This window comes from Dethiosulfatibacter aminovorans DSM 17477 (assembly GCF_900142005.1).
Classification (GTDB): domain Bacteria; phylum Bacillota; class Clostridia; order Tissierellales; family Dethiosulfatibacteraceae; genus Dethiosulfatibacter; species Dethiosulfatibacter aminovorans.
On record NZ_FQZL01000034.1, the window covers coordinates 1 to 25126 of the forward strand.

Genomic DNA, 25126 nt, shown 5'->3' on the forward strand with positions numbered 1-25126 from the left:
CCGTGAACAAAGCAGCTTTTCCCTTGTTCCTTGTACCTAGCTATCATCCTGTTCACATGCCTTCTTGTACATCCCAACGTTATTGCCGCTCTTTCTTTGTTTCCATCTGTCTCAACTAATCGCTTGATTATTTCATACTTCTGATTTTCATTCATATTTAAGTTTACCTTTCTCATTATGCACCTCACATTTTTCATGAGGTTCTAGTATATTACTTTCTGCTTTGCTTTGGGACATTTTCTCAAACGGTATGATAAGACATTATCACAAATCAATCAGAATTTTTTTTAAAAAGTGCCTTCTTTTGTTGATAAATCATTGCTTCTGGGATATAATAATCCTTGTTGACGAGGTGTTTAATGAATACAAGAATATACGACATGAACAGCAAGCCCATGGACTGGGATGATATAATGGAAATCGGGAAAATCCTAAGGGAGGGTGGAACCGTAGTGTTCCCTACAGAAACGGTTTACGGACTTGGGGCTAACGCCTTGGACGAAACTGCAGTGGAAAGGATATTCTCTGCAAAGGGGAGACCTTCCGACAATCCTCTCATTGTACATATAAGCGACATGGACCAGTTGGAGAATATTGTGGAAAGCATACCCGAAAAGGCAAGGTTGCTTATGGAAAATTTCTGGCCTGGAGCACTTACTTTGCTCTTCAGGAAGAAGGACACGGTGCCGGAAAGAATAACTGCAGGACTTACGACTGTTGCAGTGAGAATGCCGGATTCGAAAATAGCGCTGGCTATAATAAAGGCGGCAGGAGTTCCTGTTGCGGCGCCAAGTGCCAATATTTCAGGCAAGCCAAGCCCGACAAGCGTCGGTCATGTCATTGAGGATCTGGATGGAAGGGTTGATGCTATTATCGATGGAGGAGACTGTTACTACGGAGTCGAGTCCACTGTAATAGATGTATTAAATGATCCTCCAATGATTTTAAGGCCTGGAGGGATTACAATAGAAGACATTTCGCGGGTTCTTGATTCGGTGGTCTACGACCCGGCGTTGGATTACTATGGATCCCATGAGACACCAAGATCGCCGGGGCAGAAATATACCCATTATTCTCCAAATGGAGAAGTGGTACTTTTTGTAGGGGAAAGTGACTCCATATATCCTGAAATAATCAGGGTGACAAGAGAAATGCTTTCGAAATCATTGAGAACAATGATACTTTGCACCGATGAAAACATAGGAAAATACAACGAGGGAATAATTTTCAGCCTTGGTTCCAGAACAAAACCGGAAGAAATATCGTCTAATTTATTCAGGATGCTCAGAAAAGCCGACGAATTGAACATGGACGTTATCCTTGTAGAAGGGATTGAGGAAAGCAATATTGGAGCAGCAGTCATGAACAGGCTAAGGAAAGCTTCAGGGGGCAGAATTGTTAAGTGTGGTGATTAGATGAAAATACTGATAGTTTGTACAGGAAATACATGCAGAAGTCCGATGGCAGAAGGAATACTGAGGGATGTCTTCGCCAAGTTCGGATATGATGAAAAGGACGTGCAGATAGTATCCGCAGGAATAACTGCTCAAAACGGTCTGCCTGCAAATGAAAAGGCAATCAAGGTATTGAAGGACCAGGGAATAGATATCAGCGACCATGAATCAAGGCAGCTGTCAATGAGTCTCGTGAGGGAATCAGACCTCATACTGGCAATGACAAGGAATCACAAGCATATCATTGCTACGATGATTCCCGAGGCCGCTGCAAAAACCTTCACCTTGAAGGAATTTGCCATGGGAAATCTTGACTCTGAGGATATTCTTGACGAGCTGGGGACCATATATGCTACCTCCGATGAAAAGCGAGAGGAATTGGATAAGGCAAGGATAGAAAGAATAAAGAGTCTTGAGGAAAAAAAGGAAAGACTGGAAAAAGAGCTGGAACAGGTAGAAAGTGAAATTGAAATGTTGAGAGGAAAGGAAAGCCATCTTGACAAGGTTGACATATCAAAAATAAAGGTGATAGAAAACAAGCTTAAGGACTTGGATGTGGCAGATCCCTATGGGAAGCCCGAAGCTGTATACAAGAGCACATCTGAAGAAATAACGCAAATTATGAACAATATTGTGAAAAAAATTATTGAGGAGCAGGTAAAATGAGAATAGCAATGGCAAGTGATCACGGTGGATTTGAATTGAAGGAAATTGTAAAGGAGTATCTCGTAGGACAGGGATATGAAGTCAAGGATATGGGTACGTACAACACGGAATCGGTAGACTATCCCGATTATGGTCTCAAGGCCGCTTATGAAGTGGCTTCAGGACGTGCCGAAAGAGGAATAGTAATCTGCGGTACGGGAATAGGAATATCCATATCGGCAAACAAGGTCAGGGGAATCAGATGCGCATTGTGCCATGATGTATACTCTGCAGAAATGACAAGGGCCCACAACGATTCAAACGTACTTGCAATGGGCGGAAGAGTCGTAGGAAGAGACCTGGCGCTGAGAATCGTACAGGCATGGATCCATTCCGACTTTGAAGGCGGAAGACATGCAAGAAGGATAGACAAGATAACGGAGTACGAAAACAATGTCGAGAAGGGATAAGCTTAACTATTATTTGGATATTGCTGAAACAGTGCTGAACAGGGGTACCTGCCTCAGAAGAAACTACGGCGCGGTAATAGTTAAAAATGACGAAATAATTTCAACTGGATATACGGGTGCTCCGAGGGGACGAAAGAACTGTTCCGATCTCGGGTACTGTCTCAGGAAGGAGATGAACATTCCTTCGGGAACGAACTATGAGCTTTGCAGAAGCGTTCATGCAGAGGCAAATGCAATAATATCGGCTTCGAGAAGAGACATGATCGACAGCACCATATTTCTTGTCGGAAAGGAATGCACAACTGGAGAATATGTAGAAAACACTGATTCCTGCATCATGTGCAAGAGAATGATAATAAATGCAGGAATAGCCCATATAGTAATAAGGGACGACAAGGATAACTACAGACAAATAAGTGTAGAAAAGTGGATTGCAGAGGAGAAGCTGCCGGAAAGGATTTCCGAATCCACAAAGGGGAAAGAGGGTGTTTAAATGAAATCAATAATTGCAGCATTTGCAGTGGCGTTCATGCTTTCATTTCTGTTTACGCCGTATGCCAGGCATCTGGCTTTTAAGCTCAATGTACTGGATCATCCAAAGGATCCGAGGAAGCTTCACAAGAAGCCCATTCCTTACCTTGGAGGAGCAGCCATATATGCATCCACAATAATATGCATGCTGCTTTTCACGGAAATCGACAGGATGAGTATTTCCATAATTGCAGGTGGAACAATAATATTCTTTACAGGTCTTATAGACGATATAAAGGACATATCCGCAAAGTGGAAGATGGCTGCACAGATATTGGCGGCTGTAATAACGTTGTATGGAGGAGTCAAGATACAGTGGATAAGCAATCCTTTTCCAAGCTCGGATTTCGTCTATCTTGTTAATCTGTCCATTCCGGCAACCTTGTTTTGGATTGTGGGCATAACGAATACAATTAACCTTATAGATGGAATAGATGGACTTGCTTCAGGAGTTGCGGCAATTGCGGCAACGACCCTCATGGTGATTTCTGCCATCCACGGCTTCAGTTTTATAATAATAGAGTGCGCAATAGTAGCAGGTGCATCCCTTGGATTTTTGCCCTTCAATTTCAATCCGGCAAAGATATTCATGGGAGATACGGGAGCATTGTTCCTGGGCTACATGCTTGCAGTGCTGTCTATAGCGGGAGTTATGAAAACCGTTACAGCCGTTACAATAGTAGTAATGATATTTGTACTTGGAATACCAATATTTGACACATCCTTTGCAATAGTAAGAAGGATGATAAACAAGAAGCCAATAATGGAGGCAGACAAGGGGCATGTTCACCACAGGCTCCTTGACATAGGTTTTTCACAGAAGCAAACTGTGTTGATACTTTATGTCATCAGCATAGCATTCGGTGCGGCAGCAATATTCATAACAGGCTCGGAGCCTGTTGCGGGTACAATAGTTGTAGCTGTGACGGCAGGGCTTATTGTGCTGGCTGGCGGGAAAATTGGACTGTTGGGAGACAAGAAGAAGATTTAAATAAGCTGGAAAAAGTAGGATTACCGCAGGAATTAAATATTTAGGTTCCCTACTCCCTCGGAACGACATTCTTTAATTTAACAAGGTGGAATGTCGAACCTCGAAGTCGAGACCTCACCTAAATCTTTAATCCCTGCTAGTGCCGGTGATATATTTAGGTTTCCTGCTCAATTTAAATCTTGAAGAGAAGAAAACAAATAGAATAGCATTGCAGCAATTATATATCTATGATTGCTGCTTATTATTGTATTGCTTTATTTACTTATACATCGTATCGCAGTAATTATATATTTAAACTCCCTACTCCGTCGGCACGACAATCTTTTATTGATAAGGTTGATTGACGAGCCTCCAAGTCGAGACCTCGTTTAAATCTAAAATTACCGCTTGTAGTAGTTAATTTATAAAATAATAGCTTTATATTTTACGAGAAAAAGGAAGGTATATATGAGTGAAAAACTAAGAGTCCTCACCGTATTCGGGACTAGGCCGGAGGCTGTGAAGATGGCTCCCGTGGTCAAGGTTCTGAATGATGAGGAGAAGATAGAGCACAGGGTTTGCGTTACGGCTCAGCACAGGGACATGCTGGACCAGGTTCTTAAGATCTTTGACATCGAGCCTGATTACGATCTTGATATTTTTGAGCATGGACAGTCCCTTTCACAGATTACGGAAAGGGCAATGAAGGGCATAGAGAATGTCATCAAGGAATTCAAGCCTGATGTTCTCCTAGTACAGGGGGATACAACCACGGTATTTGCAGGGGCCCTTGCAGGATTCTACAATGGAGTGAAGGTCGGCCACGTTGAAGCAGGTCTCAGAAGCGGCAACATCTATTCTCCATATCCCGAGGAGGCAAACAGGAAGATGACAGGTGTGGTTACAGAATACCACTTTGCACCCACTGAAACTTCAAGGAACAACTTGTTGAAGGAAGACTATCCCGAGGACAAGATCTTCATTACGGGAAACACTGTAATAGATGCTCTGCTTCAGGTTGTGGATGACGAATATATTTTTGAGGATGATCTTCTTAATGAAATAGATTATGAAAATAAAAAGGTTGTACTTCTTACCTCCCACCGAAGGGAAAATCTGGGTCAGCCTATGAGGAACATCTTTACTGCAGTTAAAAGGGTTGTGGAGGAGAATGACGATGTTGAGGTCATCTATCCAGTGCATCTCAATCCAAAGGTAAGGGAGATTGCCAAAGAGGTTTTCGGCGACAATGAAAAGGTTCATCTCATTGAGCCGGTTGATTACCTTCCTTTTGCAAATCTTATCGGAAAGTGTCACATAGTGGTTACCGATTCAGGAGGAATACAGGAAGAGGCACCTTCTTTAGGAAAGCCGGTACTTGTAGTGAGAAGGGAAACCGAGAGACCTGAAGGAATAGAGGCGGGAACAGCAAAGCTTGCAGGTGTGGAAGAAGAGACTGTTTATGAAATGCTCACAGACCTTGTAAGGAACGAGGAAAGCTACAAAAAAATGGCAAATGCAGTGAATCCCTATGGTGACGGAAAGTCGGCCCAGAGGATAAGGGACATACTGTTAAAATAAATAGAAATGTTATATAATGGACTCTAATAGAGTTCATTTTTTATGTGGAGGGTACCATGAGGTTTCAAAGCATTAAGTTTAAAATACCGTCATTTTTTGCAATATATCTTTCCGTTATTATTTTTATGAGCATATTCCTCATAGTGGGTCATGTACAGGAAAATTCACTGGAGGAAAAGCTGTCCAAGAACATGGTCATGTCCGAGCTCATGAGCAAGAAAATAGGCACCTATCTGGATTCAGCAATGGATGATGTTGTAACCTCGGCCAGATACATATCCGAAAGGGAGTTGACAGAGGACAACATATATTATGAGATAGAGAGGCTTTTCGACAATTACAACTACTTTGACCTTGTGTTCTACATGAGTGATGAAGGACGGATGATTTATTCGAAACCATACAACAAAGTTGCAATAGAGGAAAAGACGTATACCGACAGGGATTACTATAATTACATAATGGAAAACCGGGAGCCTTTCACAAGCAGGTTGTACATGAGCAGGGTCCTGAATCAGCCCCACTTTGTGCTGGCGGCTCCTGTAACGGTAAATGACGGACTTGAAGGCTTGGTTGCGGCGGGAATACCCCTCAAGGAAATGAAGGATGAGATTGGAAAAACGGATTCAACCTTCAGTGGTGGAATATGGGTTGTAGACTCCTTCGGGTCCATAATAGTCAATCCCTATGAAGATCTCGTGGATGATGAAATAACCTCCATGGAGCATGTAGTCATAGAAGTGGATGGTAAAAAAACCGATATGTACGATTTCCTTTCTACAGGCAAGGAGGGAATCGGTGTTTTAACAAGAGGGGGCAACGAATTTTATGTGGCGGCAACCTTTGTTGAAGGCGCCAATCTTGCAGTTCTTTTGGAGCAGGAGGAAGATGTTCTATACAGGGAAGCCTATGGCGTGGTAAATGACATGAAGTTCATAGCACTCATAATAATCGCCGTAGGTTTTGTACTGGGATTCATACTTTCGAGAGGAATAACCACTCCATTGAATAGACTGGTCGATTCCGTAAGGGCATGGAGCAGTGGCGGCAGCATGAATATTGAAACCGATAGAAGGGATGAGATAGGTGAACTGGCAGCAACCTTCAAGGAGATGTCGGTGAATCTGGACAGGAAGGTTGAGGAACTCAATAATTCCGTCAGAAGGGAAAACGAGACAAGACAGTATCTGGACAACATATTGATGAGCGCAGGAAACGGCATCATAGTTGTGGATCATGATGACAGAATAGTTATGTTCAACAGGGCAGCAGAAGAAATAAGCGGTTATGAAAGTGAAAAGGTGATCAATGGCGACTATCATCTGTTCAGTGATATGATACATTGTGACATTGAAAGCATCATAGGAGGCCTGACCAAAGGTGGAATGGGAATCATGGAGAAGGAAGTCTCCCTCCTCAGCGGCTATGGAAGGAATATCCCGTGCAGGATAGTGTGTTCAAGGGTAAGGAATGCACTTAATGAAAAAATAGGATATGTTCTTCTCATAAGCAATCTCGAGGTCATTAAGAAGATGGAGGAGGAACTTAAAAGAGAAGACAGGCTTAGTATAATAGGCGAGTTTTCATCTTCCATAATCCATGACATAGGAAATCCCCTTGCAGGACTGAATAACCTACTGGATCTCTACAGAAGCGACATGACCGATGAAGAAGAGAAGGAGGAGATTCTTGGACTGATTGGCGACGAGATAGCCGAACTCAACAAGATAGTTCTGAGTTTTCTTAATTTCATCAGGTCCAATGAATCCAAGGAGCTTGATATAGATATCAACCATCTCGTCCAGGAGGCGGTCAATATCATGAGGGCTGAAATGATAAACAGGGACATCAAGGTCAGGGTTTCAAGCGACAGTGACAATATTTATGCAAATATAGACAGAAGAAATTTCAAGCAGGCCTTGATAAACATATTGAAGAATGCAATCCAGGCCATAGGTGAGGACGGGCATATAGATATAGCCATTTTTGACGGAGAACTGGAGACAAGAATAAGGATAAGGGATGACGGCGTTGGAATGAAGGAAGATGAACTGGACAGGATATTTGAACCTTTCTATACAACGAAAAAAGACGGGACCGGACTGGGATTGTCTTCCGCCTATAAGACGGTAAGGGACAACAATTGCAAAATTGAAGTTTCCAGTGCATATGGAGAAGGTACGGAGTTTGTAATAGCGATTCCAAAGGAAGAGGAGTGATGTGATGAATGTTCTAATAATCGATGATGAGAAAAGTATAAGATTTTCCCTCAAGACAGGAATAAAAAAACTGAAGGGAATTCAAGTTTTCGCAGCGGAATCAGGAGAGGAAGGCCTTGATATCATAATGAACAATAAGATAGACCTGGCCATAATAGATATCAAGCTTCCGGGAATAGACGGCATAGAGGTTCTTGAAAGAATAAACAGGCTTAAGATGGATGTTACAGTCATAATGATCACCTATATCAGCGAGGTCAGACTGGCCGTGAAGGCCATGAAGCTGGGAGCATACGACTATTACACCAAGCCATTCAATATAATGGATGTAATAGAATCCGTCGAGAACATGAGAAAGTTCATAGAAAAGAAGAACCGTGTGGACGAGGGTTCTGAAACGAGACTGATTGGTGAGAGCGGGAATATTTCTGATATAAGAAGAATGATTGGCAGGATTGCAGAGAAGGGAATGAATACCAATATCATGATCACCGGTGAAAGTGGAACGGGAAAGGAAGTGGTGGCAAGGAGCATAGCTGAAAGTCTGGGAGAAGACAGACAGTTCGTTGCATTGAACTGTGCTGCCATACCCAAGACCCTCCAGGAAAGCGAGCTTTTCGGACATGAAAAGGGTGCATTTACCGAGGCAAAAAGCAAGAAGCTTGGCCTTATGGAAAAGTCAAACAGGGGCATTCTGTTCCTGGATGAAGTTGGAGACATGGACATGTCCCTGCAGAAGAAGCTTCTTAGGGCAATACAGGAAAAGAAATTCAGGCGCCTTGGCAGTACGGAGGAAGTGGAATTCGATGCCATGATAATTTCTGCCACAAACAAGGACCTGAAATATGAGATAAAGAACGGGATGTTCAGGGAGGATCTTTACTACAGGCTGAATATTATCCCTATTAAAATCGAACCTTTGAGGAAAAGAAGAGAGGATATACCCCTGCTTTTGGAACATTACCTTCAATTTTACAAAAGCAGAATCGATACGGACATTGAGGGAATAGATGATGCTGCAATGGAGCTTCTGGTAAACCATGACTGGCAGGGGAATATCAGGGAGCTAAGGAATACGGTGGAGAGGATACTCATACTTTCAGGCAACGATATGATCAGGACAGATGATCTTCCGGAGGATGTTTTCTTAAAGAAAAGGGAGTATGCAAATTCGGAATTGAAGGAAGCGGAAAGGGATATAATTGTCAGGACTCTGAAAGAGAACAATTTCAATATCACACATGCTTCGCAGAAGCTTGGAATGACAAGGACGACTCTCAGGAACAAGATGAAGAAGTATGGAATAGAGACGGAATAGAAAAAAGTGGTTAAAAATTGGCCGGTGGTCAGTTTTTAACCACTTTTTTTATGTCTTTTTTCCAGTTTTAACAATGTCATGCTTTTGTGGAGAATGAGAGATTTTTAACATACGCGATTGGAGAAAACGTTGGCATTGTAATGATGGATAAAATTCCTTTTCCGTTTTGTCGACTGAATAGAGGGTTAAAACAGCAAATGTTTTTCGTTTTGGCACGTTTCATGCACTATATATTTTCAAATAAAAAAGGAAGGTATATATTATGCATTTACCATTGGAGAACATCAAGGTTCTGGACCTTACAAGGGTTTTGGCAGGTCCATACTGTACCATGGTCCTGGCGGATCTTGGAGCGGAGGTAGTAAAGGTTGAAATGCCGGGGAAGGGGGATGACTCAAGAGCATTCGGTCCCTATGTCGGTGAGGAAAGCGCCTATTTCATGAGCATCAACAGAAACAAGAAAAGCATCACCTTGAACCTGAAGACAGAGGAAGGAAAGAATCTGCTCAAGGAGCTAGTAAAGAAGTTTGACATACTGGTTGAGAACTACAGGCCGGGAACCATGGAAAAGCTTGGTTTGGGCTATGACGTCTTAAAGGAAATAAATCCAAATCTCATCTATGCGGCATCTTCAGGATTTGGTCACTACGGACCATACAGCAAAAGACCTGCCTATGATGGAGTTGTACAGGCCATGGGAGGAATAATGAGTATCACGGGACAGAAAGGTGGAGAACCCACGAGAGTAGGCCCTTCCGTAGGAGACATATTTGCAGGAATGTTTACGGCAGTGGGAATACTTTCATCCATCAACAAGAGAAACTTGACAGGCGAAGGAATGAAGGTTGACGTTTCCATGCTTGACTGTCAGGTTGCAATTCTTGAAAATGCAGTAGCAAGGTACTTTGCAACGGGAGCATCACCTGCACCGGCAGGAAACAAGCATGCATCCATAACGCCCTTCGAGCCGTTTGACACCAGCGACGGCAAGATAATGATAGCGGTTGGAAATGACAATCTGTGGGCCAGGTTCTGCAAGCTCATTGAAAGGGAAGACCTGACAAGCGATGAAAAGTTCAAGACAAATCCATTGAGGAACGAGCATTATGATATATTAAGGCCCATGGTAGCGGAAAAGATAGCAGGAAAGACGACGGAAGAATGGTACACCATGCTGACAGAAGGCGGAGTGCCATGCGGACCTATAAACGATATTGGAATGGTTGTTAAGGATGAGCATGTCAATGCAAGGAACATGATACAGATGGTGGAACATCCTGTTGCTGGAGAACTTCACATGCCGGGAATACCTATCAAGATAAGCGACTGCAGCGATGCGATCAGGTTTGCCGCTCCTGTTCTGGGGCAGCACAGTGTGGAAGTTTTGGGACAATATCTTGGATACGGCCATGAGGATGTGGAAAAACTAAAGGAAGGTGGAATTATATAATGGAAATTTATGGATTTGGTATAGTTGCGATTTGCATGTATATTGGCTCTTTCATAGGAATGACTTTGGGAAAAGTTCTTGGAATCAGCGGGAATGTAGGTGGAGTCGGATTCGCCATGCTTATGCTGGTTGTTTTTACAAACTACAGGGAATCAAAGGGAAAACCCCTCAGTGAAAGAACACAGAATGGAATCAGACTGCTGAGTGCCCTCTATATTCCTATAATTGTGGCAATGGCAGCAAATCAAAATGTTGTTGCAGCTTTTGAGGGAGGAGCAGTGGCCTTCCTGGCAGGTGGTGTGGCTACCATAGGAGCCATTCTGTTGGTTCCTGTAATTTCCAAACTTACTGCTGGCAAAAATGATGTTGAAAAGGATCTAGGAGGTAAGAGAGCATGAGTGGTACAATAGTGAGCATTTTTACGAAATACGCCTTGGTCGGGGCATTTCTGGCCGTAGCAGTAATAATGATTATTTCTTATACTTTTGCAAGTTCAATCAAGCAAAGAAGGATGGGATCTGCAATAGCAATTGTTGTAGGCCTTGCTCTTTCCTTCGTTGCAGGAAAATATACAGGAGGAAGCAAGGGTCTCTCTGATGTAGCTTTATTTTCAGGGATAGGGCTACTTGGCGGCGGAATGATGAGAGACTATGCCATAATTTCAACTGCCTTCGGCGTTAAATTTGAGAACTTGAAAAAGGCGGGACTTCCGGGTACTGTCGCATTGATTATAGGAGTGCTGTTCTCCTTTATAGTCGGATCAATATTCGCTTTCGCTCTGGGATATACCGATCCTGTTGACGTAGCAACCATAGGAGGAGGGGCCGTAACATTTGTTGTTGGACCTGTTACAGGAGGTGCCCTGGGTGCGAGCTCCGATGTCATTGCCATATCCATAGCTGCAGGTGTGGTTAAATCCGTTCTTACTATGATCATAACACCTTTCATAGCTCCCAAGGTTGGTCTGGACAACCCTACATCAGCCATGGTTTATGGAGGAATGATAGGAACCACCAGCGGAGTTGCAGGCGGACTGGCTGCAACTGACGAGAAACTGATACCTTATGGTGCTATGACAGCTACATTCTATACAGGGCTTGGAAGCTTGTTCTGTCCATCACTCGGATTCATTTTGATTAGGGCTTTAATCGGTTGACAAGTTGTGAAATGAACCCGGAATGGGTTCATTTCTTTGTTAAATTAACTACTATTTGGTATTAGGGCAATGAATGCTATATTTTTAACATATTCTCATAGTTTTATTTGGTCGTAACCGACAATTGCCTTTGATTGCATTTGGATGTCAAGAATGTGGTGTTTGAACGGTTGGGGAAATTATTGCGGAATGGGATGAGTGCTGATTGATTTGGCGGGTCGACAGGTGCCCGGCGGGCATTAAAAAAACTCACATGTTTATTGTTATAATTTTAACAAAAAAGCCCGAAATCCATTGACATCATATACCAAATATGATAATATTCTTTATGTTGATTGTATAGTATAGATTGTTTAACACAGTCGTGACATTTTTGTGTTTTTGTACACCGTGAAGTAATTAAATTGACTTCATATACCAAATATGATAATATTCTTTATGTTGATTGTATAGTATAGATTGTGTAACACAGTTGTGACATTTTTGTGTTTTTGTATAGTATGGAGTAATTAAGCAAATACGCCGTAGATGCGTTTGTTTTGTTGCTCTTTTTTTGTAAGCAAAAACCATTGTATACAGTAACTTACATCTTTGTGGAATCAGATTTGCAAACTGTGTATTAGGGAAAACGTTGGCTAAAACATATTGTTCCTGATACAACGAATGTGTTGATTTCCCAATAAAAAAGTTATATACTTTTCTGTGTGGATTCAATTTGCAGCGGAGCTGCATTATCTACAATATGAAAATTGAATATTGGTTATTAATAAATATACACATGGATTATTTAAGGTGGCGGTATGGACAAAAATAAATTGAAGATTTTCCAAAACCTGGCGCTCCTGACCCAGATAGGTATTATGATGATAGTCCCCATTTTTGGAGGACTTTTGGTGGGACGGTTCCTTGACGACAAGTTCGGTACGGGAAACAAGTTCCTTCTCATATTCATCATCATAGGGACCGGAGCAGCCTTTATGAATTTGTACAAGATTGCAATGAAGGGCAACAAGAAGTGATTTAAGTATGTTGGTTAGTAAATTAAGTGGAGTGGATTATGAATGAAACAGCAAAACTGCAAGTGAAGATAATAAAGAAAAACTTGATTGTATTATGCGTTTTAATAATATTTTCATTCCTTTTTTTGAATGAGCCTTTAAAGTGGACCTACGGCTTCATATTTGGAGGTTTCATAGGCATATTGAATTTCATGCAGCTGGCAAGGACGGTGGAAAAGGCTGTCAAGATGAACCCCGGGAGTGCACAGGCATACGCTTCCATAAGTTATTTCATAAGGTTCGCCATAATGGCTGTTGTGCTCATAGTCTCCCTTAAGGCGGACTATATCAATGCTTTGGCAACAATCATCGGACTGTTGTCTATCAAGTTTATAATACTTGTCACTAATCTGTTTAATGACAGGACTTATTATAAAAGAATTTTTAGAAGAAAGGAGGAAAAGTGATGGATACTGGATTTGGCCCAATTATTGTCTGGGATTCCGGCTCACCCATTCCGGGATTGGAAATCCTCGGCAATTTTCAAATTACAGAAACTGTTACGGTAACGTGGCTGATAATGGCTGTAGTCGTTTTGCTTTCCATTAGGGCGACCAGAAACCTGAAAAAGGTGCCTGGCAGAGGACAGATAGTTCTTGAAATGCTTGTAGATAGCATAAACAACCTTACAGCACAAACAATGGGAGAAGATAAAAAAAGTTTTGCACCATATATGGGGACTCTTTTGATATTTTTGGCTATTTCAAACCTTGCAGGCTTGTTGGGTTTCAGACCTCCCACTGCGGATGTCAATACAACAATGGGATGTGCAATGATTACCTTCACCATGATCCACGTATTTGGAGCGAAAAGAAAGGGTGTAGGAACATACCTGAAAGGGTTTGCTGAACCATTGGCGCCCATGTTGCCGCTTAACATCGTAGGAGAACTGGCGACACCGATTTCACTTGGTTTTCGTCTCTTCGGAAACATAGTGGGCGGACTTATTATCATGAAACTGATATACGGGGCGTTGGCTGGATTGAGTGCCAAGATTTTTGGACCCGCAGCACCACCAATTCTTCAAACCGGTATACCTGCAGTACTTCATATCTATTTTGACTTGTTCGCAGGCGTACTACAATCATTCATATTTACCATGCTTACAATGGTAAATGTGTCTATGGCAATGGATTAAACAAAGGAAGGAGGAGCGATATTGGAAAACGTCAATTTTATTCAAATGTTTTTGAACTGGCTTGCAACCTTTGAACCTAGAGTGCTCATCCTTGCGGCATCATGCATAGGAGCGGGACTTGCCATGATAGCAGGAATAGGACCTGGAATCGGACAGGGCTATGCTGCAGGAAAGGGAGCTGAAGCTGTAGGGATAAATCCCAAGGCCAGCAAACAGGTGACTATGGTTATGCTTCTGGGCGCAGCCGTGGCGGAAACCTCCGGTATACTTGCTCTAGTAGTTGCATTGATTCTCTTGTATGGTAATCCTCTTGTAACGGCATCGGGTGCAGGAATAATACTTGCAGCTGCAGCCATAGGAGCTGGATTCTCCATGATAGCAGGAATAGGACCTGGAATCGGACAGGGCTATGCAGCAGGGAAAAGTACAGAGGCGGTTGGAAGAAGACCTAAATTCCAGTCGGCGGTAGTAAGAACCATGTTCTTGGGTCAGGCGGTTGCACAGACAACAGGTATATATGCGCTTATAGTTGCGCTTGTACTCATGTTTGCAAATCCGCTAACAAAATTACTTTAATTTGAAAAAATTTGCAAAATTTATTAAATTTGAATTCTAGGAGGAAAGAATAATGGAACCAATCACAGGAAGAGCTTTAATACTAGCATGTTCAGCAATAGGAGCCGGTTTGGCGATGATCGCAGGTATAGGACCTGGTATAGGACAGGGATACGCAGCAGGTAAAGGTGCAGAGGGAGTTGGAAGACAGCCTGAAGCACAGGGAGATATAATCAGAACAATGCTTCTTGGAGCAGCTGTTGCCGAGACAACTGGTATCTACGGTCTTATTGTAGCCTTGATATTGTTATTTGCAAATCCACTAATCGGATTGCTTTAATTATCCCAGTTATTGCCATAACAGAGGATAATTGCAAATAAAATATTGAAAGGAGGCAGCTGAATGCTTAAAGCAGGATTAGTAGAATTAAACTGGACATTCGTTTTTCAGATTCTGAATACGTTCATTCTGTATTTGCTTTTGAAAAAATTCTTGTTTGCTCCGGTCACTGAAGTTATAGAAGCTAGAGAAAAAAGTATTTCCGATTCGTTGAACGATGCTGAAAGAATTAGCAACGAAGCTGAGAAATACAAGGTAGAGTATTATGGAAAGCTTCAATCTGCCGAAGAAGAAGGAAGAGAAATCATAGCCAAGGCTACCAGAAATGCTGACGAAAAATCAAACAACATGATCAAGGAAGCAAGGGAAATGGTTGCAAGGCAGAAGGAAAAAGCTGAAGCGGATATAGAGGTAGAAAAGAAGAAAGCCATCAACGAGATCAAGGATGAAATATCTTCACTTGCAATACTGGCTGCATCGAAAGTACTTGAAAATGAAGTTGATGAAGACACCAACAAGACAATCGTCAACAAATTCATAGAACAGGTAGGGGATGCAAAATGGCAGAATTAGTAGCAAAAACGTATTCACAGGCTTTGTTCGAGGTGGGCCTTGATAATGATTCTCTGGATTTGTATCTGGAAGAACTTAAGGCCATAGACGGCTTGATGAAGGAATATCCTGATTTTTACGAGATACTGAAGTCTCCTAAAATCAATACGGATGAAAAGAAAAAGGTTGTTGATGAAGTATTCAAGGGCAAGGCCTGCACTGAAATCAGCAATTTCATGAAGATACTCCTTGACAAGAGAAGGATCAAAGACCTTTTTTCCATAGTCAAGGAATTTGAAAATCTCATTTATGACCACAAGGGGATAGTAAAGGCGACTGCAATAACTACGACGGAGCTTGGCGGTAAGGAAAAGGCCGCGCTGGTTGACAGGCTCAAGGTCATGACAGGAAAGGAAATCGATCTTGTAAATGAGGTTGACGAAAGTGTTCTAGGTGGAGTAATGATTAAACTTGGAGACAAAGTTATCGATGGTACACTTAGAGGAAAATTGAACAAAATACAAACAAGTTTGAAAGAAATAATAGTATAGGACAGGGGTGAGATAAAGCAATGAATCTGAGACCAGAAGAAATTAGTTCAATAATCAAAGAACAGATAAAGAGATATGACACCAAGCTGGATACTGTAGACGTTGGTACGGTTATACAGGTTGGTGACGGAATTGCAAGAATCCACGGTCTTGAAAATTGCATGTACGGTGAGCTCCTTGATTTCGGTAACGATGTTTTCGGTATGGCGCTTAACCTTGAGGAAGACAACGTAGGTTGTGTTATGATGGGTAGTGACAAAGGAATCAAAGAAGGTGACACGGTAAAGAGAACCAAGAGGATAATAGAGGTTCCTGTTGGTGATGCAATGATCGGAAGGGTTGTCAATTCACTTGGACAGCCAATAGATGGAAAAGGACCAATAAACACTGAAAAATTTAGACCTGTTGAATCAAAAGCTTCAGGTGTTATATCAAGAAAATCAGTAACTGTACCTCTTCAGACAGGTATCAAGGCAATAGACTCCATGATACCGATAGGAAGAGGCCAGAGAGAGCTTATCATAGGCGACAGGGAGACTGGAAAGACTACTATTGCTGTAGATACAATCCTTAACCAGAAGGGACAGGATGTAATATGTATTTATGTTGCAATAGGTCAGAAAAGATCAACTGTTGCCAAAATAGTTGAAACTCTTGAAAGCAGCGGGGCTATGGATTATTCCATCGTTGTTTCTGCAACTGCAAGTGAGCTTGCACCACTCCAGTACATCGCGCCATATGCCGGTGTTGCCATTGGAGAGGAATTCATGTACAACGGCAAGGACGTGCTGATCATATACGATGATCTTTCAAAGCATGCCGTTGCATACCGTGCACTGTCGCTTCTTCTTAGAAGACCGCCGGGACGTGAGGCTTATCCTGGAGACGTATTCTACCTTCACTCGAGACTTCTTGAGCGTGCTGCAAGACTTGACGATGCGTACGGTGGAGGATCAATAACTGCTCTTCCAATAATCGAGACTCAGGCTGGAGACATTTCAGCATACATACCAACAAACGTTATATCCATAACCGACGGACAGATCTTCCTTGAGACGGAGCTTTTCAACAAGGGACAAAGACCTGCAATCAACGCCGGACTTTCGGTTTCAAGGGTTGGAGGTTCAGCTCAGATCAAGGCCATGAAATCAGTTGCAGGTATGCTTAAGCTTGAGCTTGCACAGTACAGGGAGCTTGCTGCCTTTGCGCAGTTTGGTTCCGAGCTTGATCCTGAGACAAAGGCTACTCTTGACCATGGTGAAAGACTGATGCAGATGATCAAGCAGCCTCAATATTCACCTATAAAGGTTGAAAATCAGGTTATGATGATTTACCTTGCCAACAAGAGATATCTGTCTGACGTTCCCGTTGACAGAGTGAGCGAGTTTGAAGGTGAATTCTTCAGCTTCATGGGTGACAATTATCCGGAGATTGGAAAGGTCATCAAGGAATCATCAAAACTTGATGATGAAACCAAATCTAAAATAGACGACGCAGTAGCGGAATTCAAAAAGGGTTTCCTGGCCTAAGTGGCTGGCTGTAACAGTCAGGAGGTGAAAAGTTGGGTCAAAATATGAATGACATCAAGCGAAGGATCAAAAGTGTCACCAGCACCAAGCAGATTACAAAGGCTATGGAACTGGTTGCCACTGCAAAGCTCAAAAGAGCCAGAAACAAGCTTGATGCATCTAAACCATACTTTAATACGATAGTCAATTCCATTACGGAAATAATGACGCATACAAAGGGAATAAGACATCCTTTCATAGACAAGAGAGAGATTGAGAATTCCCTGTACATAGTCATAACTGGAGACAGGGGACTTGCAGGCGGATACAACTCCAACATTTGCAAGCTTGTGGAACAGAAGGTGACTGACAAGTCCAAGGCCAAGCTTGTGACCATAGGGTCCAAGGGAAGGGATTTCTTCAATGCAAGAGGTTATGAAATCATAAGCTCCTATACAGGGGTTTCTGAAACTCCTTCGCTGGAAGTTGCCGTTGAAATCTGTACTGAAGCTGTCGAAATGTACAAAAACAAGGAAATAGACGCAATATACGTGGTTTATACTGAATTTGTAAGTACCATTGCCTACGAGCCTCATGCTCTAAAGATACTTCCCGTTGAGCTTGAAAACAACAAGGAAGAGGCAGAGGAAGAGTTCCCGGTACTTTTCAGATATGAACCCTCACCGGAGTCCGTTCTTGAATACCTTGTGCCGAAATACATGAATTCCGTAGTATTCGGTGCATGCGTAGAGTCGTCGGCAAGTGAGTCGGGATCAAGAAGGATTGCCATGGAAAATGCAACAGACAATGCTGAAGATATGATAGATGAGCTTCAGCTTGTGTACAACAGAGCCAGACAGGCAGCCATCACTCAGGAGATCTCTGAGATTGTGGCGGGTGCCGACGCTCTTAATTAAAGAAAGGAAGTGAAAAATATGGCTGAATTAAATATAGGCAGGGTCAAGCAGGTAATCGGTCCTGTAATAGATATTGAATTTAGTGAAGAGAATCTTCCTGAACTTCTAAACGCCATCGAAATAAAAGTTGAAGATAGAACGGTAGTGGTTGAGGTTGCACTGCATATCGGAGACGATACTGTAAGGTGCATCGCAATGGACTCTACCGACGGTTTTTCAAGAGGAATGGAAGCGGTAAATACGGGAGCACCTATAACGGTACCCGTAGGAAAGGAAGTTCTTGGAAGGATGTTCAACGTTTTGGGAGAGCCTATAGACGGCAAGCCTGATGTTGAAGCATCGAGAGCACCTATACACAGGGAAGCTCCTCTTTACGAAGAACAAAGTACAAGCACTGAAATTTTTGAAACCGGAATCAAGGTAGTTGACCTTATCTGTCCTTACTCAAAGGGTGGTAAGATCGGTCTCTTCGGCGGAGCCGGAGTTGGTAAAACCGTTCTTATCCAGGAGCTTATCAACAACATCGCCAAGGAGCACGGTGGACTTTCCGTTTTCGCAGGTGTTGGAGAGAGAACAAGGGAAGGAAACGACCTTTACTACGAAATGATAGACTCAGGTGTTATCGACAAGACTGCACTTGTTTTCGGTCAGATGAACGAGCCGCCAGGAGCGAGGATGAGAGTTGCACTTTCAGGTCTTACCATGGCGGAGCACTACAGGGATGAAGAGGGACAGGACGTTCTTCTCTTCATAGACAACATATTCAGATTTACACAGGCAGGTTCAGAGGTTTCTGCACTTCTTGGACGTATTCCATCAGCCGTTGGATACCAGCCTACACTGGCTACGGAGATGGGTCAGCTTCAGGAAAGGATCACTTCCACAAAGAAGGGATCAATCACTTCCGTACAGGCTGTATACGTTCCTGCCGACGACCTTACTGACCCTGCACCGGCAACTACATTTGCCCACCTTGATGCCAAGACGGTACTTTCAAGGAAGATATCCGAAAAAGGTATCTACCCTGCAGTGGATCCACTTGATTCATCTTCAAGGATACTTGATCCCCAGATAATCGGTGAAGAGCACTACCAGGTTGCAAGAGAGGTTCAGGAGGTTCTTCAAAGATACAACGAGCTTCTTGACATAATCGCAATCCTTGGTATGGACGAGCTTTCAGACGAGGACAAGATTGTCGTATCAAGAGCGAGAAGAATCGAGAGATTCCTGTCTCAGAACTTCCACGTTGCGGAGCAGTTCACGGGTACTCCTGGTGTTTACGTACCTCTTAAGGAAACAATCAGAGGATTCAGGGAGATACTTGACGGCAAGCACGACGATCTTCCCGAGCAGGCATTCCTGCTTGTAGGAACTATAGACGAGGTTGTTGCAAAAGCTGCTAAAATGAAAATGCAGAGAGAAGCTTAGTACCTTGAGTACTAAGAAAGGTTGGTGAATTCATGGCTAAATTCAAGCTTGAAATAGTAACTCCGGACAGAATGTTTTACCAGGGTGAAGCAGACATGATTGTTGTCAGGGGAATAGCTGGAGAAATGGGCATATTGAAAGACCACGAACCATTTGTAACGCCATTGTCAATAGGACAGGTCAGGATAAAGGATGACGGACAATTCAAAAGCGCCGCTCTTTCGCAGGGATATATGGAAGTCCTTGAAGAAAAGGTTGTAATCCTAAGCGATACAGCCGAGTGGCCGGATGAGATAGACATCGAAAGGGCCGAGCAGGCCAGAGTCAGGGCTGAGAAAAGGCTTGAGCAGAAGGTTGAAGGTCTTGACATCCTGAGAGCCGAGATAGCTCTTAAAAAGGCGGTTACAAGAATCGGAGTGGCAAAGCTGCCCAGCAGACACTAGAAATATTTGAACAAGAGACAAGACATGGGGTCAGGCCCCATGTCTTTTTTTCTGCTTTTACCAGACACGGGGCTTGACCTCATGTCTGATGCATGTTAATCCGCATGCTGTTTTACCTTGACGTAACATAAAGGTAATGAAAAATTCATAATTATATAGTATAATATATAATAACAAACACAATATATAGGGGGTATAATGCATGAAGAAAACCTTTGTACTAGATACGAACGTAATACTCCAGACACCGTATTCACTGTATCAGTTTGATGAGCACGATATTGTAATAGCCGATATTGTCCTGGAAGAGCTCGACAAGTTCAAGAGCGAATCATCGGACCTTGGTGCCCATGCCAGGGAAGCCGCAAGGATAATGGACGACCTGAGGAAAAAGGGAAATCTTATCGAAGGAGTTCAGCTGCCTGGAGGAGGATCAATAAGGATTGAGCTGAATCACACCGATATAGAGCTTCCTGACAGCTGGCTTAAACACAAGAACGACAACCGGATATTGAGGGTATGCAAGGGTCTAATGGACAAGGGAGAAAATGTAATTCTCATTTCAAAGGATGTGTTCCTGAGAATCAAGGCGGAAGTTATAGGAATTAAGGTGCAGGACTTCTTCGCGGAGCAGGTTCCTTCCTATGACGAACAGTACAAGGGAGTTGCAGAAGTTGTTGCGGAGGATCATGACATTACATCATTCTATAAGAATGGATATATACTGCCAAGTCAGTTGTTCATGTATACCCCGGAATTTGAAAAAATGGGCTACGAAGCTACGATGAACGAGTTTTTCATTATAAAATCAAATACAAACGAGAAGCATTCAGCATTGGGAAGATTCGACGGTGAAAAGATAGTACCCTTGACCTATGATACGGACAAGCCATTTGGCGTGAGCCCTAGAAGCGTATACCAGAAATTCATCCAGGAATCCCTCATGCAGGATGCGGACAAGGCACCTCTCGTAATAATAAAGGGCCCGGCAGGAACTGCCAAGACATTTTATTCAATGGCTGTAGGTCTTCACAAGATACTTCACGAGCACAGCAGATTCTACAGGAAAATCCTGGTATGCAGACCCAATGTGAAAATGGACGAGGACATAGGATTCCTTCCCGGAACCGAAGAGGAAAAGATTGCACCATATATGAGGCCCATAATAGACAATCTAGAAATACTCATGACATTGGATTCGAAAAAGAAGTTCACCCAGGACGTGGACCTTTCCTACAAGATAAAGGAGCTTTTTGAAAACGGAGTTCTAACTACGGAGGCCATTGCCTTCATAAGGGGACGATCCATAGTGAACCAGTGGGTCCTCATAGACGAGGCTCAAAACCTTACACCGAGACAGGTAAAGGGGATAATAACAAGAGCGGGAATCGGCACGAAAATCATACTTGCCGGAGACCCTGCCCAGATAGACCATCCCTTCCTTGACTCAAGGACAAACGGACTTTCCTATGCATCTGAAAAGATGAAGGGAAGCGGACTCTGCTACCAGGTTTCCCTGTCAGAGAAGGACTGTGAAAGATCACTGCTGGCATACGAGTCTTCCAAGAGGATGTAATAAGATAAGCAAGAAAGCAGCTACGTTGCGTAAAATGCGTAAGCATTTTTTAAGAGGTCGCAGAAATTCCCCTTAACCGCATAATACCAACGCTTCAAGGGGTTATGCATATTTGAATTTCTTAGACTATAAGAAAAGACTGGAATTGGTTGTTGCAAGTGCAGCAACAATTTCCAGTCTTTTTTCACCCTATTCGTACATGCCGCCCCACTCCACAAGAGTGAATCCTTCGCGCACTATGACCTCGACGGATTCAGGCTCGACGATTTCAGTGCCATCTGCGGGTATGAAGTAGAACCATATCCTGTATGTCTTGTTTGGGATGGGTGTTACATATACTGGCATTACACGATCGATGATGACCGTTTCCTGTGGATAGACAAGGTAATCCGTCTTCCCATCCAGCTTGTCCAGCCAGAATACCATGAAATCATCCTTTTCCTGTTCATTGAATCTGTACAGGTCGAGTATTTCTTCCATAATAATTTCTCTGTTGTCGACAGGCAGTTTCCAGCCAAAGTTTTTCTGGAAGAAGATGTCGTTTACAAGAGCTTCATAGAAGAGAAAGCTGTATGTATCGTCAATGAGTCCGTCGGGCGTAGCGGTGACTTTCCAGTAATTCATGTAGTCCGGTATTACCGTAGTCAATTGTCTTGGATATCTGAACGTCACCTTTATTGCTTCTTCCTTTTCGGGGTAGAGATAAATATTAGGCTTCAGAACCGGTATTCCAATCCCTTGGGGATAGCTGCCTCCCGGCATTGGCCTGTTTGTCCCTCCTGTGTTTGAGAAGCCGCTGTCACTGGTTCCGTTGAAGTCTTCAGGCGTATTTTGTGTCCAGTGTTCGTTGTTGCCGCCAGTGGATTCTCCAGTATTTATTCCTGATGCATTCGCTCCTGTGACTTGGGGATCGATTTCCCCCAATGCGTTAACCAGGGGATTTTTATCCTTGTCATCATCATTCCCGCGGTTCTCATCCTTGGTACCCATGGCAAGTATTACCCTGATAAGATCCTTTAGTTCCTCGGGAGAAAGATCCTTGTTTGCTTCCTTGATTTCCTTTATCCATTCAAGAAAGGCTTCCCTGTCATGAATCAGGCTGTCGTAGCTTGGATTGTTATCCTGATATTGGGAAAAGAGCTCCCATATTTCATTCCTGCGGTCCCTTGCGTTTCCAAAGAGCCTGTCGCCAATTTCGCCAAACAAACTTTGGTCGCCGTTAAGGATCCTGTCAATCGATGTATAGAAATCGTCTGACATGGTTCTATCGGCATGTTTTTCACCCAAGGCCATGAGTGATTCAAGGGTAAACTCTTTTATTTCATCGCTTCTCGGCCACCAATTGTCATCAACGGTGACCTTGATTTTTTCACCCCTCACAAGCTGGGCAAGCTGCTCTGCAGTCAGATTTGGCCAGCCCTCCTCCTTGCCGTTGGCATAGGACACGTATAGCTGCTCAAGTTTCTCGTATTCGGCTGCCGTCAGCATTTTTCCGTTGCTTCCCGGTACTATCTCGAATTTGTCGTTGAATACGACATATTCGCCGTTTGGTAGCTTTAGTATCCTCATGTTTTTATCAAAAAGCATAAGGTTTGATTTTTCAATGAACATGTGATCGGTTATGTCAAGGCCCGCCTTTTCAAATCCTTTGCTGTACTGTGATTCAAAATATGGATTGATGCCGTCCCTGTGTACGTAATTCCATGCAGTGGTTGCTGCAGTGTTTCCGAGACCTGTGGCTGCGCCGTACAGCTTGAGGATTTCACCGATTGGTCTCAAAGGGGTTTTATCCATCTTTTCCCCTGCAAAATTGAGAACCTGACCTGTGGCGTTCAGGAAACCCACCAGCTTTTGTGCAGCTTCAGGAGCTTCGGGATGGTCGGATTTTGCCTGGTTGTATGCATTGTATGCGTCATAGGCCTTTTGCGCCATCTCCACATAACCTGCAAGGTGCTTCTCATAGGCCTCGGACCCTTCCTTGTACATCTTGTTGAACTCGTCCTTCCTTGCCTGCCAGTCGGTTTCGGACATCTTAAGCGCCCTTCTTGCCTGATCTTCGACATAGGCCTTTATTTCATCCTCGTGCTTGCCGTAAAGTTCGCTTCCCTTTTCCTGAGCCTTGGCAATTGCTTTTGCTTTTAGGTCATCCACCTGCTTGGCTATCTCTGCATCCTTTTTCAACTGATCCTTGAACCTTTCAATCTCTGCCGTCTGATTCTTGGCAAGCTGCTGCTCAAGGGCATGGAGGCGGTCCTGAGGGTAGTACTTTCCATCCTTGGCCATGGCAGCAACGTATTTCATTTCTGCAACGATCTCTTCCGATGTCATATCATCAATATCGTCAAATATGGCTCTTCCGTCCAGGTCGGCTGAGGCTGAAACCGGATTAAACAATAGAGTCACTGCAATAAACAGGCATATGAGTAAATGTTTTTTCATGGCTGCACCTCCTCTGTTTCTGTTGAACCAATGTCGGTGAACCTGAGATAGCTTTCATATACAAGGGTTTCCTCATCGAAAGTGTCCGCAAGTTCCTTTGCGATTTCATACTGTTCTATTGCTTCCTCCTCCGACTGTGAATTGCCGTAGGCCTCGGCAAGTCTAAGCCTGTTGACCACCGATGTTTCATCAAGACCTACTGCAATCTTGTAGTAGAATATTTCCCGGAAATGGTCATTATAGCCCTTGTAGGCATCGCCTATGATGACGTAGGCCTTGCTGTATTCTGGGTCCAGCTCTGCCATGTGCAGTCCCTGATCAAGTGTATTCTTATAGTCGTTTTTCATATACAGAGCTTCTGCGTATAGTGTCCGTACAGCCATATCGTCAGGTAACTTTTTCAAAACCTGATAATATGCACCTGCTCCTTCCGTGAATTTGGACTCTTCCATATAAAGGTTACCTATGAGGAGGGCGGCTTCTTTTCTCCATCCATCTCCTGCATTGCTGTTTTCCAGAAAGTCGATGGCTGCCTCGTAACCCTCTTCTGTTTTCACTTTTTCCGCTTGGCTGAGTATGTCCCTTGTTTCCTTGTCCAGGGATTCTTCCATATGGGAGATGCCTGCAACAACCAAAAGGGCAACCAGGATGACTATAAGCGAAAGGGCGTTCTTTCCGATTCCCTTGAACAGTTTATTGCCTGCAAGGCTTACTACTGCCAGCACGAGTCCAAATGCCATTACCATAAGACTGCTGAAGGAGAAAGCTGTAAGGATCATTTCCAAAAGAGCACCAAACAGGATGCATATTCCAAATATCAACATCAT

At 43.3% G+C, this 25126-nt stretch carries 25 protein-coding genes and 1 pseudogene; 23 read left to right on the forward strand and 3 right to left on the reverse strand.

From position 1 onward, the window contains the following. Window positions 1–155 (reverse strand): annotated as a pseudogene (locus tag BUB05_RS18495) (helix-turn-helix domain-containing protein); the annotation flags it as partial. 204 nt (window positions 156–359) lie between these two features. On the opposite strand from BUB05_RS18495, the gene BUB05_RS15970 reads away from it, so the two are divergent. The 23 genes from BUB05_RS15970 to BUB05_RS16080 all read left to right on the forward strand — a co-directional run bounded on the left by BUB05_RS15970 (window position 360) and on the right by BUB05_RS16080 (window position 21860). Then, on the forward strand, window positions 360–1415 hold the full coding sequence (locus BUB05_RS15970) for an L-threonylcarbamoyladenylate synthase (RefSeq protein ID WP_073050617.1): 1056 nt from the start codon (window positions 360–362) through the stop codon (window positions 1413–1415). Then, complete coding sequence (locus BUB05_RS15975) at window positions 1416–2120, forward strand: low molecular weight protein arginine phosphatase (protein WP_073050618.1); 705 nt, start codon at window positions 1416–1418, stop codon at window positions 2118–2120. Next, a complete protein-coding gene (gene rpiB / locus BUB05_RS15980; protein WP_073050619.1) occupies window positions 2117–2569 on the forward strand; it encodes a ribose 5-phosphate isomerase B in 453 nt (150 codons plus the stop codon). The genes BUB05_RS15975 and rpiB overlap by 4 nt, the downstream gene beginning before the upstream one ends. Next, the gene (locus BUB05_RS15985) at window positions 2553–3062 is read left to right on the forward strand and encodes a deoxycytidylate deaminase (RefSeq protein ID WP_073050620.1); all 510 of its coding nucleotides are present in this window, start codon (window positions 2553–2555) and stop codon (window positions 3060–3062) included. Before rpiB ends, BUB05_RS15985 begins: the two co-directional genes overlap by 17 nt. Beyond that, window positions 3063–4091 (forward strand): MraY family glycosyltransferase, encoded by a 1029-nt coding sequence (locus BUB05_RS15990; protein WP_073050621.1) that lies wholly within the window; start codon window positions 3063–3065, stop codon window positions 4089–4091. Between the two features lie 447 nt (window positions 4092–4538). Then, window positions 4539–5651 carry a non-hydrolyzing UDP-N-acetylglucosamine 2-epimerase gene (wecB, locus tag BUB05_RS15995; protein ID WP_073050622.1) on the forward strand — a complete coding sequence of 371 codons (1113 nt, stop codon included), beginning with the start codon at window positions 4539–4541 and terminating at the stop codon, window positions 5649–5651. A 56-nt stretch (window positions 5652–5707) separates the two neighbouring features. Beyond that, window positions 5708–7870 carry a PAS domain-containing sensor histidine kinase gene (locus BUB05_RS16000; protein ID WP_073050623.1) on the forward strand — a complete coding sequence of 721 codons (2163 nt, stop codon included), beginning with the start codon at window positions 5708–5710 and terminating at the stop codon, window positions 7868–7870. Between the two features lie 4 nt (window positions 7871–7874). Next, window positions 7875–9188, forward strand: a complete 1314-nt coding sequence (locus tag BUB05_RS16005) for a sigma-54-dependent transcriptional regulator (protein ID WP_073050624.1) — start codon at window positions 7875–7877, stop codon at window positions 9186–9188. A gap of 262 nt (window positions 9189–9450) precedes the next feature. Next, window positions 9451–10638: a CaiB/BaiF CoA transferase family protein gene (locus BUB05_RS16010; RefSeq protein ID WP_073050625.1), complete on the forward strand. Its 1188-nt coding sequence runs from the start codon at window positions 9451–9453 to the stop codon at window positions 10636–10638. Continuing rightward, a complete protein-coding gene (gene madL / locus BUB05_RS16015; RefSeq protein ID WP_073050626.1) occupies window positions 10638–11036 on the forward strand; it encodes a malonate transporter subunit MadL in 399 nt (132 codons plus the stop codon). Before BUB05_RS16010 ends, madL begins: the two co-directional genes overlap by 1 nt. Next, on the forward strand, window positions 11033–11794 hold the full coding sequence (gene madM, locus BUB05_RS16020; protein WP_073050627.1) for a malonate transporter subunit MadM: 762 nt from the start codon (window positions 11033–11035) through the stop codon (window positions 11792–11794). Before madL ends, madM begins: the two co-directional genes overlap by 4 nt. Window positions 11795–12594: 800 nt before the next feature. Next, on the forward strand, window positions 12595–12813 hold the full coding sequence (locus BUB05_RS16025; RefSeq protein WP_073050628.1) for an AtpZ/AtpI family protein: 219 nt from the start codon (window positions 12595–12597) through the stop codon (window positions 12811–12813). A gap of 38 nt (window positions 12814–12851) precedes the next feature. Next, complete coding sequence (locus BUB05_RS16030; protein WP_073050629.1) at window positions 12852–13259, forward strand: ATP synthase subunit I; 408 nt, start codon at window positions 12852–12854, stop codon at window positions 13257–13259. Beyond that, a complete protein-coding gene (locus BUB05_RS16035; protein ID WP_073050630.1) occupies window positions 13259–13990 on the forward strand; it encodes a F0F1 ATP synthase subunit A in 732 nt (243 codons plus the stop codon). Before BUB05_RS16030 ends, BUB05_RS16035 begins: the two co-directional genes overlap by 1 nt. Window positions 13991–14035: 45 nt before the next feature. Then, on the forward strand, window positions 14036–14566 hold the full coding sequence (gene atpE, locus BUB05_RS16040) for an ATP synthase F0 subunit C (protein WP_073050651.1): 531 nt from the start codon (window positions 14036–14038) through the stop codon (window positions 14564–14566). Window positions 14567–14618: 52 nt separating this feature from the next. Next, window positions 14619–14885, forward strand: coding sequence for an ATP synthase F0 subunit C (gene atpE / locus BUB05_RS16045; RefSeq protein ID WP_073050631.1), 267 nt, complete (start codon window positions 14619–14621; stop codon window positions 14883–14885). 63 nt (window positions 14886–14948) lie between these two features. Beyond that, window positions 14949–15458, forward strand: a complete 510-nt coding sequence (atpF, locus tag BUB05_RS16050; RefSeq protein ID WP_073050632.1) for a F0F1 ATP synthase subunit B — start codon at window positions 14949–14951, stop codon at window positions 15456–15458. Next, window positions 15446–15988 carry a F0F1 ATP synthase subunit delta gene (locus BUB05_RS16055; RefSeq protein ID WP_073050633.1) on the forward strand — a complete coding sequence of 181 codons (543 nt, stop codon included), beginning with the start codon at window positions 15446–15448 and terminating at the stop codon, window positions 15986–15988. Before atpF ends, BUB05_RS16055 begins: the two co-directional genes overlap by 13 nt. A 20-nt stretch (window positions 15989–16008) precedes the next feature. Next, window positions 16009–17517 (forward strand): F0F1 ATP synthase subunit alpha, encoded by a 1509-nt coding sequence (atpA, locus tag BUB05_RS16060; protein ID WP_073050634.1) that lies wholly within the window; start codon window positions 16009–16011, stop codon window positions 17515–17517. Window positions 17518–17549: 32 nt separating this feature from the next. Next, window positions 17550–18413 (forward strand): ATP synthase F1 subunit gamma, encoded by an 864-nt coding sequence (gene atpG / locus BUB05_RS16065; protein ID WP_073050635.1) that lies wholly within the window; start codon window positions 17550–17552, stop codon window positions 18411–18413. 18 nt (window positions 18414–18431) lie between these two features. Next, a complete protein-coding gene (gene atpD, locus BUB05_RS16070) occupies window positions 18432–19841 on the forward strand; it encodes a F0F1 ATP synthase subunit beta (protein WP_073050636.1) in 1410 nt (469 codons plus the stop codon). Window positions 19842–19873: 32 nt separating this feature from the next. After that, window positions 19874–20284: a F0F1 ATP synthase subunit epsilon gene (locus BUB05_RS16075; protein ID WP_073050637.1), complete on the forward strand. Its 411-nt coding sequence runs from the start codon at window positions 19874–19876 to the stop codon at window positions 20282–20284. Window positions 20285–20486: 202 nt separating this feature from the next. Further along, window positions 20487–21860: a PhoH family protein gene (locus BUB05_RS16080; RefSeq protein ID WP_073050638.1), complete on the forward strand. Its 1374-nt coding sequence runs from the start codon at window positions 20487–20489 to the stop codon at window positions 21858–21860. A 189-nt stretch (window positions 21861–22049) separates the two neighbouring features. On the opposite strand, the gene BUB05_RS16085 is transcribed toward BUB05_RS16080, so the two are convergent. After that, complete coding sequence (locus BUB05_RS16085) at window positions 22050–24299, reverse strand: cell envelope integrity TolA family protein (RefSeq protein WP_073050639.1); 2250 nt, start codon at window positions 24297–24299, stop codon at window positions 22050–22052. Continuing rightward, window positions 24296–25126 carry a tetratricopeptide repeat protein gene (locus tag BUB05_RS16090; RefSeq protein ID WP_073050640.1) on the reverse strand — a complete coding sequence of 277 codons (831 nt, stop codon included), beginning with the start codon at window positions 25124–25126 and terminating at the stop codon, window positions 24296–24298. The genes BUB05_RS16085 and BUB05_RS16090 overlap by 4 nt, the downstream gene beginning before the upstream one ends.

What these genes read in the sequence shown, in the direction of transcription:
- atpE (WP_073050631.1), top strand. Translation starts at nt 14,619, where the DNA reads ATGGAACCAATCACAGGAAGAGCTTTAATACTAGCATGTTCAGCAATA.
- madM (WP_073050627.1), top strand. Translation starts at nt 11,033, where the DNA reads ATGAGTGGTACAATAGTGAGCATTTTTACGAAATACGCCTTGGTCGGG.
- wecB (WP_073050622.1), top strand. Translation starts at nt 4,539, where the DNA reads ATGAGTGAAAAACTAAGAGTCCTCACCGTATTCGGGACTAGGCCGGAG.
- BUB05_RS16055 (WP_073050633.1), top strand. Translation starts at nt 15,446, where the DNA reads ATGGCAGAATTAGTAGCAAAAACGTATTCACAGGCTTTGTTCGAGGTG.
- atpE (WP_073050651.1), top strand. Translation starts at nt 14,036, where the DNA reads ATGTTTTTGAACTGGCTTGCAACCTTTGAACCTAGAGTGCTCATCCTT.
- BUB05_RS16030 (WP_073050629.1), top strand. Translation starts at nt 12,852, where the DNA reads ATGAATGAAACAGCAAAACTGCAAGTGAAGATAATAAAGAAAAACTTG.
- rpiB (WP_073050619.1), top strand. Translation starts at nt 2,117, where the DNA reads ATGAGAATAGCAATGGCAAGTGATCACGGTGGATTTGAATTGAAGGAA.
- BUB05_RS16080 (WP_073050638.1), top strand. Translation starts at nt 20,487, where the DNA reads ATGAAGAAAACCTTTGTACTAGATACGAACGTAATACTCCAGACACCG.
- BUB05_RS16005 (WP_073050624.1), top strand. Translation starts at nt 7,875, where the DNA reads ATGAATGTTCTAATAATCGATGATGAGAAAAGTATAAGATTTTCCCTC.
- BUB05_RS16010 (WP_073050625.1), top strand. Translation starts at nt 9,451, where the DNA reads ATGCATTTACCATTGGAGAACATCAAGGTTCTGGACCTTACAAGGGTT.
- BUB05_RS16025 (WP_073050628.1), top strand. Translation starts at nt 12,595, where the DNA reads ATGGACAAAAATAAATTGAAGATTTTCCAAAACCTGGCGCTCCTGACC.
- atpF (WP_073050632.1), top strand. Translation starts at nt 14,949, where the DNA reads ATGCTTAAAGCAGGATTAGTAGAATTAAACTGGACATTCGTTTTTCAG.
- BUB05_RS15975 (WP_073050618.1), top strand. Translation starts at nt 1,416, where the DNA reads ATGAAAATACTGATAGTTTGTACAGGAAATACATGCAGAAGTCCGATG.
- BUB05_RS16085 (WP_073050639.1), bottom strand. Translation starts at nt 24,299, where the DNA reads ATGAAAAAACATTTACTCATATGCCTGTTTATTGCAGTGACTCTATTG.
- atpA (WP_073050634.1), top strand. Translation starts at nt 16,009, where the DNA reads ATGAATCTGAGACCAGAAGAAATTAGTTCAATAATCAAAGAACAGATA.
- BUB05_RS16000 (WP_073050623.1), top strand. Translation starts at nt 5,708, where the DNA reads ATGAGGTTTCAAAGCATTAAGTTTAAAATACCGTCATTTTTTGCAATA.
- BUB05_RS16075 (WP_073050637.1), top strand. Translation starts at nt 19,874, where the DNA reads ATGGCTAAATTCAAGCTTGAAATAGTAACTCCGGACAGAATGTTTTAC.
- BUB05_RS16035 (WP_073050630.1), top strand. Translation starts at nt 13,259, where the DNA reads ATGGATACTGGATTTGGCCCAATTATTGTCTGGGATTCCGGCTCACCC.
- BUB05_RS15990 (WP_073050621.1), top strand. Translation starts at nt 3,063, where the DNA reads ATGAAATCAATAATTGCAGCATTTGCAGTGGCGTTCATGCTTTCATTT.
- BUB05_RS15970 (WP_073050617.1), top strand. Translation starts at nt 360, where the DNA reads ATGAATACAAGAATATACGACATGAACAGCAAGCCCATGGACTGGGAT.
- madL (WP_073050626.1), top strand. Translation starts at nt 10,638, where the DNA reads ATGGAAATTTATGGATTTGGTATAGTTGCGATTTGCATGTATATTGGC.
- atpD (WP_073050636.1), top strand. Translation starts at nt 18,432, where the DNA reads ATGGCTGAATTAAATATAGGCAGGGTCAAGCAGGTAATCGGTCCTGTA.
- BUB05_RS15985 (WP_073050620.1), top strand. Translation starts at nt 2,553, where the DNA reads ATGTCGAGAAGGGATAAGCTTAACTATTATTTGGATATTGCTGAAACA.
- BUB05_RS16090 (WP_073050640.1), bottom strand. Translation starts at nt 25,126, where the DNA reads ATGATGTTGATATTTGGAATATGCATCCTGTTTGGTGCTCTTTTGGAA.